Consider the following 15,007-nt stretch of genomic DNA (forward strand, 5'->3'; position numbering starts at 1 on the left):
GGATCCCCAGTCCTGGGTGATTTTCCAGTCCACGTTGACGTCGCTCGTGACAGCCTGGGCTGGTGCAGAAAGTCCTGCTATAGAGATGGCGGTCGCTGCCAATGCGGCAATTGCCGCGGTCGGTCGTGTGTACTTCATGTGGGTTATCTCCTCATCGAATTGTTTGTGCTCACCCGGTACTTGTGGCTGAGAGGGCGAGCTGTCATATTTCGAGCCAATTGCCCCAAGCTGGGAAAGGTCTGACTTTTTAGACGAAAAGTCTAAATCTGTGGATAAGCATTTTCTTGATTGGTGAAAATGGAGTGGCTCCACGGGGCATAACCCCTTGAGAACTAATGTGAATCTGTGACCACTTCAACACCTGCCGCCACCGCCCCTCAGACCCCCGAAGAGGCGTATGCCTACTACCGCAGTCGCCGCCATGAAATGGCGTTGCTGCCCCAGGGTTCGCTCGCGCTGGTCAACACTCAGTGGTTCTATGGAGCTCCTGGGGAGACCGAAAGCATCTGGGGTGTCAACGGGCTATGGTCAGCACTTCCTGAAGGCGAGAAGGGCATCCAGTTGACTGCTTCGGCAGCTGAGAACATCACTGTTGATGGTGTCGTTGTAGATGGAACAGTCGTTGTCACTGGTAAGGATGCAGAGACTGCTTCCACCATCGTTTTTGACGAGACCAAGTCTGGAACCGTCATCAAAGGTGAAGATGGCAAATATGCTCTTCGCGTCTGGGACACCAACTCGGACGACCTGCAGAATTTTGGCTCAATTGATGCATTCGACTACAACCCTGATTGGGTGATTACCGGAACATTCGCCCCTATTGAGGGCGGTCGTGCTGTTGAGGTGTCTCACCTCAAAGATCAAGGTGCTGGCCGTGACAAGGTGATTCCTGGCGACATCCGTTTCAGCATTGATGGTGTCGAATACGCACCCTCTGCTTTCAAAGAGGGCCGTGCTCTCATGATTGTTTTCTCGGATGCCACATCAGGTCCTGTGACCTATAGCGTGGGCCGTTTCCTCATGGTTGCGCCTAATCCAGATGGAACCATCACGCTGGACTTCAACCGCGCCTACCTGCCACCGTGCGCATTCAGCTATAACTTCAACTGCCCTATGCCTCCGGCAGAGAATCGTTTCCCTTTTGCTGTTGAAGCAGGGGAGAAGAACGTTCTCAACAAAGCTGGCGATCTACTCCACTAGGACTTTGCTGGGCGGCCTCTCTTGGGTCGACCTAGGGCATAGCCAGGCTGAGGCTGAATTACTGCGGCCTGAACATCTCCTAGCCATGCAGACACTGCTTCGCGATAGCGCAGGGCCGCTTGTTCGTTCAGGTGCTGGGCAGGTGACTGTGCATTGGCTGCTGGAGTCTGTTCCAATAATGCACCGAGCTTGGTCAGTAGCGCCGTGGCATGCTGTCCGCTCACACTTGAGCTGATCAGAACGACGTCTTGGACATCTGCCCATTCAGGCAGAACCCTAAGTGTGTTGCCTTCAAGCCAGGCAACAGCTTCCTCTTTCCCCGCCTCGGTCAGCGCATAGAGGGGAAGTCCGTCCTCGGTAAGTCCCTGGTGGACAACGAGCCCTGCCGTGCTGAGACGGTCCAAAGTGCCATAAACCTGACCCACGTTAGTCTTGGCGCGGTGCGGAGCACGAGCGCCAAGCTCGGCATGGAGCTGGAGACCATATGCGGGGCCCAGGGTCAAGATCCCCAGGAGTGCTTCGCGAACGGCCATAAAAACACTCTACTGAGTAGAGTCTCACTCTGAGAACTCGCTGTGAGGGGATAAACCCCTGTTGTTATGCGGGTCTGGGCTGTGTCACACTTGTCTCACAACAAAATACGCACGAGAACAGCTCGCATCCATGTGGTCGTAGGGGAAGACGCACCACAAAGAAAAGGATGAAGAGATGACTGCAGTGTCGACCGGAGTGGTTTATATCCACTCCTCGCCTCGCGCGTTGAGCCCACATGTTGAGTGGGCTATTAGTCGTGTCCTCGGTAAGGGCATCACGCTCTCCTGGAGCCCACAGCCGATCCTGAACGGATCGCAGCGCTCCGAATACGTCTGGCAGGGCCCTGTGGGCTCAGGAAGCGCTATTGCATCCGAGTTATTGGGCTGGGAGCAGTTGCGATTCGAGATCACCGAAGATGCTGCACCTGGTATTGATGGTGGTCGCTGGTGCCACACCCCAAGCCTGGGGCTCTTTCATTCGCCTGTGGATGCTGCTGGGAACATGGTTATTACCGAAAACAGGCTTCGTGCCGTGTTGGACTTTGCCGGTAATGATGGTGATCTTCTACGCACGGGCATCTCGCGCTCTTTGGGCGAAGAGTGGGACACGGAACTCGATGTCTTCCGTTATGCCTCAGATATGGCACCTGTGCGCTGGCTGCACCAGGTGGGGTAGTTCTCACCTGTAGATCTGTTAACGAAGAAAGCCCCTGCAGCGCAGGGGCTTAGTTCGTGTGTGGCTTAGTTGTAGCTGCGGAACGCAACCACGGCGTTGTGACCACCGAAGCCGAAGGAGTTGCTGATGGCGAGGATGTCGCCGGCAGGAAGCTCACGTGGGCTGGTGACAACATCAAGCTTGATCTCAGGGTCCTGATCGTCAAGGTTGATAGTTGGGGGAGCAAGACGGTTGTGAAGAGCCAGGACAGTGAACATGGCCTCGATGGCACCTGCACCACCCAAGAGGTGACCGGTGGAAGCCTTGGTCGCTGACACGGCAATGTTGTCCAGGTGGTCACCGAATACGCGACGCAGAGCGTTGTATTCTGCGATGTCTCCCACAGGAGTGGAGGTAGCGTGAGCGTTGATGTGGACGACGTCTTCGATCTTCGCGCCAGCCTGCTCAATAGCCTGCAGCATTGCACGTGCTGCAGCAGATCCTTCAGGGTCTGGAGCAGTGATGTGATACGCGTCAGAGGTGACGGCGCCGCCAGCAACCTCTGCATAAATCTTTGCGCCACGAGCAAGTGCGTGCTCTTCAGTTTCAAGAACCAAAGCAGCAGCACCTTCACCGAGGACGAAACCGTCACGGTTCACGTCATAGGGGCGAGATGCGGCTTGTGGGTCATCATTGCGCTTAGAAAGTGCCTGCATTGCAGCGAACGAGGCAATGGGGAGTGGGTGGATAGCTGCTTCAGAACCACCAGCGATGATGACATCAGCCAGACCAGCCTGGAGGTGCTCATAGGCGTTAGCAATTGCTTCCGTGCTGGAAGCGCAGGCAGAAACCACAGTACGCACACCTGCACGAGCGTGCAGATCCATGCCGATAGCAGCTCCGGGGCCGTTTGGCATGAGCATGGGAACGGTCATGGGCAGGACACGACGAGGTCCCTTTTCGCGCAGGGTGTCCCATGCGTCGAGGAGAGTCCAGACCCCACCGATACCGGTGGACCAGTCCACTGCGAGGCGACCGGGGTCAACCTCGGGGCTGCCTGCATCTGCCCATGCTTCACGGCCGGCAATGAGAGCGAACTGCGAGGAAGGGTCAAGACGCTTGGTTTCAACACGCTCGAGGATCTCTTCAGCAGGAACCGCTGCCTGAGCAGCAAACTTGATGGGGATTTCCCACTTTTCAACCCACTCTTGCTCAAGGGCGCGGGCACCTGATTTGCCAGCAAGAAGTGCTGCCCATGTCTCGGGGGCATTTCCTGCGAGAGGAGACGTGGTACCGATACCGGTGACGACAATCTTCTTGCTCATGAGTGGAATCTTTCTGGTGGGGTGGAGGGAAAGCTGGGGGATTGTAAGCAAGGGCCGGAACGAGTGTTACCGGCCCTTACCTACGAAATCCTTAGGATGCAGAAACGATGAAGTTAACTGCGTCGCCGACGGTCTTGAGGTTCTTTACTTCCTCGTCGGGGATCTTTACGTCGAACTTCTCTTCTGCGTTCACGACGATGGTCATCATCGAGATCGAGTCAATGTCGAGGTCGTCAGTGAAAGACTTGTCCAGCTGTACCGTGTCGGTTGCAATGCCGGTTTCGTCGTTTACGAGCTCAGCCAGACCTGCAAGTACTTCTTCGGTGGACAGTGCCATTGTTATCTCCTTGTTGGGGGTTCGTTTGACTGGTTTAGTTTACCGGCCAAAAGAGGCTTTTCTAGGGAAGGACGACGACCTGAGCGCCATAGACGAGACCGGCACCAAAGCCGATTTCGAGGGCGAGGCCACCGCTGAGCTCGGGGTGTTCTTCGAGCAGTCTGTGGGTTGCGAGAGGGATGGAGGCAGCGGAGGTGTTTCCGGTGGTCTCGATGTCCTTCGCAATGACGACGGATTCGGGCAGTTTGAGTTGCTTAGCGAATTCGTCAATGATGCGCATGTTTGCCTGGTGGGGAATAAACGCTGAGAGCTGATCGCTAGTGATACCGGCTTCTTCAAGTGCCTTCTGAGCAACCTTGGCCATCTCCCACACAGCCCAACGGAAGACAGTTTGTCCTTCTTGACGCAAGGTGGGCCACGCCACGTCGCCGTGTCCGTCGCGGTATTCAATCATGGTGTGGTTCATGCCGACGGCATCCCACTTGGAGCCGTCTGAGCCCCACACGCTCTTCGAGATACCGGGGAAGTCGCTGGGTCCAACGACGGCAGCGCCGGCGCCGTCACCGAGCAAGAAGCTGATGGTGCGATCCGTTGGCTCAATGATTTCGCTGAGCTTTTCGGCACCAATCACGAGCACATACTTTGCCAAGCCGGAGCGAACAAAAGAATCCGCCTGAGCAATGCCGTAGGTGTAACCAGCACAGGCAGCAGAGATGTCATAGGCAGCTGCAGGGTTTGCGCCCACGCGGTCAGCAACGAGTGCTGCCATCGACGGAGTCTGCACACTGTTGCTGATGGTGGAAATCAGGACAACATCAATCTCTTCAGGCTTGATTCCTGCCTTGGCAATGGCTTCCTTGGCTGCTTCGGTAGCCAGGTCTGCGGCGGTGATGTTCTTGGAGGCACGCTTACGAGTAATCACACCGGTGCGCTGGCGAATCCACTCATCACTGGACTCGATAGGACCGGCAATGTCGTCGTTGGTGACGGTGAGGTCGCCACGAGCAGCCCCCATGGCGTAGATGCGAGAGTACTTGGCGCCCTCGGACTGCTTCAGATTCACGTGAGTCATGATGTTCTTTCTCGTCCGGCCGCTTAGGCGACAGAGTCAATCAGTTCGCGGGCTGCATCGAGATCCTCTGGAGTCTTGACGGCAACGGTAGGAATGCCCTTGAGGCCCCGCTTGGCCAAACCAACAAGTGCGCCAGCTGGTGCCAACTCGATGATGCCGGTGACGCCCGCAGCAGCAAAGCTTTCCATGCACTTATCCCAGCGCACAGGTGAAGAAACCTGTCCAACGAGAAGATCGCGGAATTCTTGACCCTTGGTGACGATTGAGCCGTCCTTGTTAGTCCAGAGAGTCTTGATGGGGTCTACCGTGTTGACCGTCTCAGCTGCTTCACGCAGAGTCTCCACAGCATCCAACATGTAGCTGGTGTGGAATGCGCCGGCAACCTGCAAAGGAATAACTCGAGTACCAGCTGGTGGTTCTTCAGCGAGTTTGGTCAGAGCAGGAAGTTCACCTGCAACGACAAGCTGTCCGCCGCCGTTGTAGTTAGCGGGGAAGAGGCCAAGTTCATCGAGCTTGGCAATGATGTCGGATTCTTCGCCACCGATGACCGCACTCATGCCGGTGGGAACCAGTGCAGCGGCATCAGCCATCGCGCGCCCACGAATGCCCACAAGACGCACAGCGTCAGTGGCATCCAGAACACCAGCGCCAGCGGCAGCGGTGAATTCACCAACCGAGTGGCCAGCAATTCCGGAAGTCTTAGAGAGGTGATCAGTTTCGGCCAGTGCATCCAGAGTCAGAATGCCGGCAGCCACGATGAGTGGTTGGGCTATGGCGGTGTCGCGGATGGTGTCCGCATCGCTCACCGTGCCGTGCTTGACCAGGTCAACGTCTGCTGCGGCAGAAAGAGTTTCGAGGAGTGCTTTCGAACCGGGATCAGCAATCCAAGGTTCGAGGAATCCAGGGGTCTGCGAGCCCTGTCCAGGGCAGACGACAACAATCACGGGTTAAGTCTTCCAATCGTTGACTGTGAGTGCTGTGCACTCATCGACACACTATCGCGAGAAACGTTGTGGAGTCTCTACATTTTCCGCATGTTTTTGCGGGAAATCCTTATTCAGCAACCACGGGGCGAAGTGGTTTGCGTGCCTTCTTGATGGGTTCTTTGATGGAACCCAGAATCAGGGCACACTGTAAGATCATTGCTTCGCGGGGACCAGTGGCATCCCAACCGATGACATCGGTGACTCGCTTGAGGCGGTAGCGCACAGTATTGGGGTGAACGAAGAGATCACGAGCTGTAGCTTCCAGGCTTCGACCGTTATCTAGATAGCTCTGCAGTGTGGTGAGCAGTTCAGAAGACTGGTCACTTAAGGGCACATAGATGCGCTCGATGAGGGTGGCCCTGGCAAGTGGATCACCGGCAAGAGCACGTTCAGGAAGAAGATCGTCTGCTGCGATGGGGCGGGTAGCTCCGCGCCACGCACTGGCAACGGAGTAGCCAGCAAGGGCTGCGCGAGCACTGCTTACTGCATCAACGAGAGAAGGAACCTCTGGACCCACAACCAGGTGGCCTTCACCAAAGTCTTCTTCGATCCTCTTGGTAATGTCCATGAAGCTCATGGTGGAGTTCTCCACCTCGTCTTCGAGAGGCTCAGCGCGACCAATCACGACAACAAGGCGGTTTCCTTGCACTCCGATCAAGATGTCAGCGTGAAGGTGGCGAGCGGTGCGACGCAGGCGATCCACCTCAAGTTGGCGAGGTGCTCGACCTACAACTACGCATACCTCGCCGCGCCCCTGCCAGCCCAATGCGGCAATGCGGCTGGGAAGTTCATCGTCATATTCGCCAGAGAGAATGCTGTCGACTACGAGTGCTTCGAGACGTGCATCCCAGAGGCCGCGGGCTTCAGCAGCGCGGGCATACACATCTGCAGCAGCAAAGGCGATTTCGCGCGAATACAACAGGATTGCTTCGCGGAGTTCTTCACCGTGGCCCTTGATACGCTCTTCCACCACTTCAACCGTGCACCGGATGAGCTGCAGGGTTTGCTGCAGGGTGACCGAACGCAGCAGTTCACGAGGGGCACCGCCAAATACGTCCGAGGCTATCCACGGTGTGGTTTTGGGGTCGTCGAACCAGGCAATGAACGAGGTAATACCTGCTTGAGCTACCAAGCCCACGGCAGAGCGACGCCCAGGGGGCATGTCGCGATACCAGGGGAGTGTGTCCTCAAGGCGTTTCACGGTCAGCGTGGAGAGCTCACCAGAAATGGTGCGCAACCAGGCAAGCGTTTCCGCCTTGGTTCGTTCAGCGGCCATCCGCGTAGGTTAGCTTTCGCCGCCGGCAGATCCGGTGGTTCCTGCAGTGACGTCGTAGAGGCGGTACTTCTCGATGGCCTGGCGAACCAGTCCACGATCAACCTTGCCCTGCTTTGCCAGCTGCTCGAGCGTGCGCACCACAACGGAAGGACCGTCGATGGTGAAGAAGCGACGAGCTGCTGCACGAGTGTCACTGAAACCGAATCCGTCAGCACCCAAGGTGGCATAGTCACCTGGGATGTAAGGACGAATCAGGTCAGGAACCATGTGGTTGTAGTCGGTCACGGCAACGAATGGACCCTCAGCACCAGAGAGCTTCTCGGTGACGTAGGGAACCTGTGCAGGTGCCTCAGGGTTCATCATGTTGAAGTGGTCTGCTGCAATACCGTCGCGACGCAGTTCACCCCATGAGGTGACAGACCAGACATCGGCAGAAACGCCCCAGTCTTCGGCAAGTAGCTTCTGAGCCTCGAGTGCCCATGGAACGGCAACACCAGAAGCCAATATCTGAGACTTGACGCCAGGCATGTCGTTTTCTTGGAGCTTGTAGATACCGCGCAGGACGCCGTCAACATCGAGGTTTTCTGGCTCAGCAGGCTGCTGAATGGGCTCGTTGTAGACCGTGATGTAGTACATGACGTTGGGGTCTGGGTGAGTTCCGCCATACATACGTTGCAGACCATCACGCATGATGTGTCCGATTTCGTAGGTGTAGGCAGGGTCATAGGTCACCACTGCAGGGTTAGTTGCAGCGAGGATAGGCGAGTGGCCGTCTGCGTGCTGCAGACCTTCACCGGTCAGTGTGGTGCGACCAGCGGTTGCACCGATGACGAAACCGCGGACCATCTGGTCACCGGCGAGCCACAGGGCGTCACCAGTGCGCTGGAATCCGAACATCGAGTAGAAGACGTAGATCGGAATGAGGATTTCACCCTGGGTGGAGTAGGAGCTGCCCACTGCGGTGAATGCGGCAAGTGCGCCAGCCTCATTGATACCCACGTGAATGATGGTTCCAGTGGGGTCTTCCTTGTATGCCAGGAGAAGATCGCGGTCCACGGACATGTAGTGCTGACCGTTGGGGTTGTAGATCTTCGCGTTGGGGAAGAAGGTGTCCATACCGAAGGTGCGAGCCTCATCGGGGATGATGGGCACGAGACGGGGACCAAATTCCTTGTCGCGGATGAGATCCTTGAGCAGACGCACGAAGCCCATGGTGGTGGCAACCTCTTGCACACCAGAACCCTTAGCAGCGATGTCGTAGGTCTTCTTCTCGGGAAGAGCAATCTCGGTGTACTTCGAGCGACGTTCAGGAACGTATCCGCCGAGTTCACGACGACGTTCATGCATATACTGCAGGCGAGGATCGTTGTCTTCGGGCTTGTAGTACGGAGGCATGTAGGGGTTTTCTTCCAGAACCGCATCGGTGATGGGGATCTTGAGGAAGTCACGCATGAGCTTGAGGTCATCAAGCTTCATCTTCTTCATCTGGTGGGTTGCGTTGCGGCCTTCGAAGTGCTTGCCGAGACCGTAACCCTTGATGGTGTGAGCCAAGATGACAGTGGGCTGACCCTTGTGCTCAGAAGCTGCCTTGAACGCGGCGTAAACCTTGTTGTAGTCGTGGCCACCGCGCTTGAGCTTCCAGACATCGTCATCGCTCATGTGTTCCACGAGCTTAAGTGCACGAGGGTCACGAGCGAAGAAGTTTTCACGCACGAATGCGCCATCCTCGGTCTTGTAGGTCTGGAAGTCACCATCGGGGGTGACGTTCATGAGTGTGCGGAGTGCGCCGTCGTTGTCGTTGGCGAGAAGTGAATCCCATTCACGACCCCAGATGACCTTGATGACGTTCCAGCCAGCGCCACGGAAGAAGCTCTCGAGCTCCTGGATGATCTTTCCGTTACCGCGCACAGGGCCGTCGAGGCGCTGCAGGTTGCAGTTGATGACGAAGTTGAGGTTGTCGAGACCTTCGTTGGCAGCTACCTGGAGCTGACCACGCGATTCGACCTCATCCATTTCACCGTCACCGAGGAAGGCCCAGACCTGCTGGTCAGATGCATCCTTGATGCCACGGTTGGTGAGGTAGCGGTTGAGCTGTGCCTGGTAGATCGCGTTGATGGGACCGAGACCCATGGAAACGGTGGGGAACTGCCAGAAGTCCGGCATCAGACGGGGGTGTGGGTAAGACGAAAGTCCGCCACCAGCGTGAGACTTCTCTTGACGGAAACCATCAAGCTGGCTTTCGTTCAGACGTCCCTCGAGGAAGGCGCGTGCATACACGCCAGGAGAGGCGTGACCCTGCACGAAAATCTGGTCGCCACCACCGGGGTGGTCCTGGCCGCGGAAGAAGTGGTTGAAACCGACTTCATACAGCGATGAGGAAGAAGCGTAGGAAGAGATGTGGCCACCGACACCAATGCCGGGGCGCTGTGCGCGGTGCACGAGCATTGCAGCGTTCCAGCGAATCCAGGCACGGTAGCGACGTTCGGTTTCTTCGTCGCCGGGGAATGCGGGCTCGTTCTCTGGAGCGATGGTGTTGAGGTAGTCGGTTGTGGGAACCATGGGCACACCCAGGTGCAGTTCCTTTGAGCGACGAAGGAGGGAGAGCATGATGTCTCGACCGCGTTCGTGACCCTGTGACGCAACGACGCCATCAAGTGATTCGTTCCATTCCGCTGTCTCTTGCGGATCGGCGTCGTAGTTACTGACCGAGTAGGGATCCTGGTCGTTAACCGTCACAACAACCTCTTTCTCACAGGCAGATCGTGCCTGTACATGCTGGGGGAGGGAAGATCCAGCTGGGTTACAGCGTGGACACTAGGTAACACTCTACAGACGAGCCGAGGGCTAGGAGTAATTATTGATGGATATGTAAACCATCAACACATCTAAGATTGTTCTGTCGTCATCCCACAAAGCAAGGAGAAGCTCACATGAGCCTCACTATCGGTGCACCAGCCCCTGATTTCACTTTGAAGAATCAGTTCGGTGAAGAAGTTTCCCTGTCACAGTTCCGTGGGGTGAAACCTGTTGTTGTTGTCTTCTACCCACTCGCATTCACAGGCATCTGCACGGGGGAGCTGTGCGAGCTGCGTGACAACATCTCAGTCTTCAAGACCAATGGTGTTGAACTGCTTGCTATCTCTGTGGACTCCAGCCCCACTCTTCGTGTTTTTGCAGAAAAAGAAAACTACGATTTCTCACTCCTGTCTGACATGTGGCCCCACGGTGAGGTCGCGTCCAAGTACGGCGTTTTCCTTGAAGACAAGGGCTTTGCGAACCGCGGCACCTTCGTGATCGACAAGGACGGCAACCTCGCTGGACAGTTCGTCACCGAGCCTGGACAGGCCCGTGACTTCGCCTCGTACAAAGAGCTCGTAGAAAACCTGTAATATATTTCGAGCACGGGCCTTTAGCTCAGTTGGTAGAGCGCCACGTTTACACCGTGGATGTCATCGGTTCGAGCCCGGTAGGGCCCACTCGTGTGAAAGAGCGTCGCAGAAATGCGGCGCTCTTTCTTTTTGTTGACGACTCTCTGCCGTGAACTTTTGGGTTAACGTTTGGTGTTCAAGTAGTGTGCTTTGAGGGGATTTCCCCTACACAAACTCAAGGAGGCGTGAACAATGACTGACAATTCAGAATCAACATTCCAGCCTCACTCTGATGAAGAGCTTGCTCGTTTGCTCGAAGAGCAGATGCGGGCCATGCGTTCTTCCGCGCCGATTACTGCTCCGCAGCCCACTGTCTCTGCTGTTCCTGTTGAGCCAGTAGTAGCTGCCGAGGTTGAAGAAGAACTGGGCATTGACGAGCTTTTTGGTGCGCTTCTCGAAGACACCACTGATATTCCTGTAGTTCAGGTTGAAGAAGAAGTTGTTTTCATTCCCTCTGTCGACGAAAGCTCCCTCGAGCACACTCAACCCATCACCTACATCCAGGAGGATGTTGTGGAGGTTGCTGTGATTGACGAGCAGATTGTCGTAGAAGAGACCATCACCGAAGCTGCGATTATTGACAACCACATCGTTGTTGAAGAAACAGTGGTGGAAGAAGTCATCGAAGATGCGCACGTCATTGCCGAGCGCATTCTTTCCGAAATCAGCATTGATGGCGAGATTGTTGCAACCACCATTTCTGCAACCGCTGGTGCTGATCCCATTCCTCTGATGTTTGGTGAAGCCGCGGCAAGTGCACCCATTGCCGCGCCAGTCTTTGCCGCCTCGATGAGCTACACCCCAGAACCTGTCGTTATTGAAGGGGACATCATCGTTGATGAGGTTGTTCTTGAGGGCAACACTGAGGAAGAAGTAGCAGTTGAAGCCGTTGTTGTCGACGAAGTTGTCGTTGAGGAGTTTGAGGCTCCTGTATTCCGCTCAACTAATCCCATCAACCACATCAACTCTTTTGCACCGCGTCCAACCTTTGATGAGCTCGTTTTCGGAGTTAAGTCAGACGACTAGGCTCGAATCGTGACTAATCTTCGCGATGTTGTTGAGTATGCCCACACACTGTGGCCACTTTCTGGTGCCGAAAGCTGGGATGCCCCAGGTCTCGTTTCAGGTTCCCTCGAGAGCCCCGTGAAGCGCATCCTGCTCGCTGTCGATGCTGTTGCTGAGACGGTGGAGCAAGCTGTTGAAGTTGAGGCAGATCTCCTCATTACTCACCACCCGTTGTTGATGCGTGGCGTGACCAGCGTCAATGAAGAGCTTTACAAAGGCAACCTGATTGCCCGACTCATTCGTGGGAACGTAGCACTACTTGCCGCCCACACCAATGCTGATGTAGTTGAAAACGGTGTCTCAGACGTCATTGCCCAGTCTCTGGGGCTCATTGATACTGCGCCCATTGAGCCCGGTGTTGTTCCCGGAACAGGTATTGGCCGCGTGGGAAATCTTCCTAAGGTTACGACCTTGGGAACACTCGCCAGAGCACTTGCAGATCTTCTTCCTAACACCGCAGGTGGTGTGAAAGTATCTGGAGAATTCACTGCGGCAATCTCTCGCGTTGCACTCTGTGGCGGAGCAGGAGATTCACTGCTGGCCACTGACGCTGTGCGGGGTGCCGATGTCTACATCACCTCAGATCTGCGTCACCACCCGGCGCAAGAAGCCCGTGAACAAGCACTCATCTCGGGTGGCCCTGCACTGATTGATGTGTCTCACTGGGCTTCAGAATGGTTGTGGCTCGACACTGCTGCTGCCCAGCTGCAGAAGCAATTCCCTGACATTGATGTGGAAGTTTCGGACCTGCGAACAGATCCATGGGACTTCCTCGTCGTACAGTAGAGACAACAGTTCCACACATAATTCAACGAGAGAAGTGACGTGAAAGCACGCCCCGAGGATCAGCTCGCTCTGCTCACCCTGCAAGAACGTGATAACCACATCACTCAGTTGAACCATGCGCGCAAGAACATTGCCGAGCAAGCAGAACTGGCAGAAGTCACTGCTTCATTGCGCGAGTTTTCTCAGTCCCTCATCGCTGCCCAAGGCGTTCTTGAAGACGCCAAGATTGAGCTCGCTCGAATTGAAGATGACGTGCGCGTTGTCGACGAGCGTATTGCCAAGGACAAAGAGCGTGAGGCAGGAGCTGCTTCCGCGAAGGACCTGCAAGCTCTTGAAGCTGAGCTTGCCTCACTGGCAACACGCAAGAGCAACCTCGAAGACATCGAACTCGTCGTGATGCAAAGCATCGAAGATGCAGAGGTTGCCGTGGCAGATGTACTGGTCGAGCGTGACGCTGTTGAAGCTCGTCGTGCTGCACTAGCTCAGGCAGTTTCAACACGCGAGGCAGAAATTGATGCAGAACTAGCTGCAGAGACTGCTGCCCGAACTGAACTTGCCGCCAGCTTGCCTGCAGACCTCGTTGAACTCTACGAGCGTCAGCGCGCACGCTACGGCATCGGAGCAGCGCTTCTCACCCGCCGTGTCACCGGTGGTAGTGGCGTGGAACTCACCTCGACCGATCTGGATGCTGTGCGCGCTGCTGCTCCCGATGACGTCGTGATCTGCCCTGATAGCTCGTGCATCCTCGTTCGCACGAACGAATCTGGACTCTAATGCCCCGTCAGCTCATCATTGAGGCCGATGGCGGTTCTCGTGGCAACCCCGGCATTGCTGCAGGTGGTGCCGTTGTGATTGACGGTGAAACACAGCAGGTGCTGGCCTCTGTGGGTGTCTATGTCGGTATTGCCACCAACAACGTCGCTGAATACAACGGCCTACTCGCTGGATTGATCAAGGCGTATGACATTGACCCAGGAGCGCTTGTTCACGTGCGCATGGACTCCAAGCTCGTGGTCGAGCAAATGTCGGGCCGCTGGAAGATCAAGCACCCGGATATGGCTGTGCTAGCTGCCAAAGCGAAGGATGTCATTGGCAATCGTGCAGTGACCTATGAATGGGTTCCACGTCTGCAAAATGCCCTGGCAGACGCTGCCGCGAACAAGTCCATGGACTTGCGCGAATCTTTCGAGGCTTAGCCAGTTCAGTTTGACCGCTCTAGACTTGTCATGAATGGGTCGGCAAGACGGTCGCGTTACTGGGGTTTACTCCAGTACCGAGGAACGTCCGGGCTCCACAGAGTAGGGCGGTGGGTAACACCCACCCGGGGTAACCCGCGAGAACAGTGCAACAGAAAGTAAACCGCCTCCGGTTCGCCGGCGGTAAGGATGAAACGGTGGTGTAAGAGACCACCAGCAGTCTGGGTAACCAGATTGGCTAGGTAAACCTCGCCCGGAGCAAGGTCAGACAGAGAACGGTGAAGCTACTCGCTGAGTTCTCGGGTAGACCGCTAGAGAATTGCGGCAACGTAATTCCGAGATAGATGGCCGTCACGCGAAAGCGGACAGAACCCGGCGTAATAGCCGGCCCATTCAATTACTCCAAATCGAACGCCAGGCGTGCGGCACCCATGATGCCCGCCTTGTTGAAGAGCTTCGCAGGAACGATGGGGGTGCGTAGCTCCAACAGAGGCAAGAACTTCTCGTGGCTCTTTGAGACACCGCCACCCACAATGAAGAGCTCGGGGGAGAAGAGCATCTCAACGTGGCTGTAGTAGCGCTGGAGGCGCTTGGCCCACTCGGGGTAGCTCAAGCCTTCACGCTCGCGCACAACGCCTGAGGCGCGCTTTTCCGCGTCGAAACCATCAATTTCTAGGTGACCGAGCTCGGCGTTGGGAATCAGAACGCCGTCATAGATCATGGCGGCGCCAATGCCGGTGCCCAGGGTGGTCATGATGACCAGGCCTTTTTGATCCTTAGCTGCGCCATAGATTACTTCGGCATAGCCTGCAGCATCAGCGTCATTAACGAAGTGAATGTTGCGACCCAGTTCCTTTTCGAAGAATTTCTCTGCCTCGAAACCAATCCAGCGCTGGGAGATATTGGCAGCAAGCATCGTCACGCCGTGACGGATGGAGCTGGGGAAGCAGATACCCACAGGGATATCTGCAGGTGCATCGAGCTGCTCGATGACCTCTGTGACCACGCGGGCAATGTCTTCAGGTTCGCCACCTTCTGGTGTGGCAACGCGCACACGCTCACCAATGAGCTCGCCGGAGAGGACATCAACCAGTCCACCCTTGATGCCAGTTCCACCAATGTCGATACCAATAGCTGTTGCGCGCATG

Annotated in this window: 15 protein-coding genes, 1 tRNA gene and 1 other RNA gene; 9 read left to right on the plus strand and 8 right to left on the minus strand. The window is 56.0% G+C overall.

Annotated elements, in window-relative coordinates:
• Nucleotides 1-345 precede the first annotated feature (345 nt).
• Nucleotides 346-1,200: a DUF1684 domain-containing protein gene (locus RR877_RS08065; protein WP_332619212.1), complete on the plus strand. Its 855-nt coding sequence runs from the start codon at nt 346-348 to the stop codon at nt 1,198-1,200.
• Here RR877_RS08065 and RR877_RS08070 read toward each other — a convergent pair.
• Complete coding sequence (locus tag RR877_RS08070) at nt 1,197-1,733, minus strand: PadR family transcriptional regulator (RefSeq protein ID WP_332551189.1); 537 nt, start codon at nt 1,731-1,733, stop codon at nt 1,197-1,199. The genes RR877_RS08065 and RR877_RS08070 overlap by 4 nt on opposite strands.
• A gap of 175 nt (nt 1,734-1,908) precedes the next feature.
• On the opposite strand from RR877_RS08070, the gene RR877_RS08075 reads away from it, so the two are divergent.
• Nucleotides 1,909-2,409 (plus strand): DUF3145 domain-containing protein, encoded by a 501-nt coding sequence (locus tag RR877_RS08075; RefSeq protein WP_332551190.1) that lies wholly within the window; start codon nt 1,909-1,911, stop codon nt 2,407-2,409.
• A 65-nt stretch (nt 2,410-2,474) separates the two neighbouring features.
• Here RR877_RS08075 and RR877_RS08080 read toward each other — a convergent pair whose 3' ends face one another.
• The 6 genes from RR877_RS08080 to aceE form a co-directional block, all read right to left on the minus strand.
• Nucleotides 2,475-3,713 (minus strand): beta-ketoacyl-[acyl-carrier-protein] synthase family protein, encoded by a 1,239-nt coding sequence (locus RR877_RS08080; RefSeq protein ID WP_110233181.1) that lies wholly within the window; start codon nt 3,711-3,713, stop codon nt 2,475-2,477.
• Between the two features lie 91 nt (nt 3,714-3,804).
• Nucleotides 3,805-4,050: an acyl carrier protein gene (locus tag RR877_RS08085; RefSeq protein ID WP_110233182.1), complete on the minus strand. Its 246-nt coding sequence runs from the start codon at nt 4,048-4,050 to the stop codon at nt 3,805-3,807.
• Between the two features lie 61 nt (nt 4,051-4,111).
• Complete coding sequence (locus tag RR877_RS08090; protein WP_332551191.1) at nt 4,112-5,122, minus strand: beta-ketoacyl-ACP synthase III; 1,011 nt, start codon at nt 5,120-5,122, stop codon at nt 4,112-4,114.
• A gap of 23 nt (nt 5,123-5,145) precedes the next feature.
• Nucleotides 5,146-6,066: an ACP S-malonyltransferase gene (locus tag RR877_RS08095; protein WP_110233184.1), complete on the minus strand. Its 921-nt coding sequence runs from the start codon at nt 6,064-6,066 to the stop codon at nt 5,146-5,148.
• A 109-nt stretch (nt 6,067-6,175) separates the two neighbouring features.
• Nucleotides 6,176-7,384, minus strand: a complete 1,209-nt coding sequence (locus tag RR877_RS08100; protein ID WP_277495504.1) for a helix-turn-helix domain-containing protein — start codon at nt 7,382-7,384, stop codon at nt 6,176-6,178.
• A 9-nt stretch (nt 7,385-7,393) separates the two neighbouring features.
• The gene (aceE, locus tag RR877_RS08105; protein WP_280796002.1) at nt 7,394-10,120 is read right to left on the minus strand and encodes a pyruvate dehydrogenase (acetyl-transferring), homodimeric type; all 2,727 of its coding nucleotides are present in this window, start codon (nt 10,118-10,120) and stop codon (nt 7,394-7,396) included.
• A gap of 194 nt (nt 10,121-10,314) precedes the next feature.
• On the opposite strand from aceE, the gene RR877_RS08110 reads away from it, so the two are divergent.
• The 7 genes from RR877_RS08110 to rnpB all read left to right on the plus strand — a co-directional run bounded on the left by RR877_RS08110 (nt 10,315) and on the right by rnpB (nt 14,255).
• Nucleotides 10,315-10,773 carry a peroxiredoxin gene (locus RR877_RS08110; protein ID WP_332551192.1) on the plus strand — a complete coding sequence of 153 codons (459 nt, stop codon included), beginning with the start codon at nt 10,315-10,317 and terminating at the stop codon, nt 10,771-10,773.
• A 14-nt stretch (nt 10,774-10,787) separates the two neighbouring features.
• Nucleotides 10,788-10,860, plus strand: a tRNA-Val gene (locus RR877_RS08115).
• Nucleotides 10,861-11,004: 144 nt separating this feature from the next.
• Nucleotides 11,005-11,838 (plus strand): hypothetical protein, encoded by an 834-nt coding sequence (locus RR877_RS08120; RefSeq protein ID WP_332619101.1) that lies wholly within the window; start codon nt 11,005-11,007, stop codon nt 11,836-11,838.
• Nucleotides 11,839-11,847: 9 nt separating this feature from the next.
• Nucleotides 11,848-12,663, plus strand: a complete 816-nt coding sequence (locus RR877_RS08125; protein ID WP_332627900.1) for a Nif3-like dinuclear metal center hexameric protein — start codon at nt 11,848-11,850, stop codon at nt 12,661-12,663.
• 39 nt (nt 12,664-12,702) lie between these two features.
• Complete coding sequence (locus RR877_RS08130) at nt 12,703-13,437, plus strand: hypothetical protein (protein ID WP_110233190.1); 735 nt, start codon at nt 12,703-12,705, stop codon at nt 13,435-13,437.
• Nucleotides 13,437-13,859 (plus strand): reverse transcriptase-like protein, encoded by a 423-nt coding sequence (locus tag RR877_RS08135; RefSeq protein ID WP_280795999.1) that lies wholly within the window; start codon nt 13,437-13,439, stop codon nt 13,857-13,859. The genes RR877_RS08130 and RR877_RS08135 overlap by 1 nt, the downstream gene beginning before the upstream one ends.
• Nucleotides 13,860-13,894: 35 nt before the next feature.
• An RNA gene (gene rnpB, locus RR877_RS08140) (RNase P RNA component class A) lies at nt 13,895-14,255 on the plus strand.
• A gap of 1 nt (nt 14,256) precedes the next feature.
• Here rnpB and RR877_RS08145 read toward each other — a convergent pair.
• Complete coding sequence (locus RR877_RS08145) at nt 14,257-15,006, minus strand: ROK family protein (protein WP_332551195.1); 750 nt, start codon at nt 15,004-15,006, stop codon at nt 14,257-14,259.
• Nucleotide 15,007: the final 1 nt, after the last annotated feature.

The organism is Aurantimicrobium sp. (assembly GCF_036667855.1).
In the GTDB taxonomy this organism is placed as follows: domain Bacteria; phylum Actinomycetota; class Actinomycetes; order Actinomycetales; family Microbacteriaceae; genus Aurantimicrobium.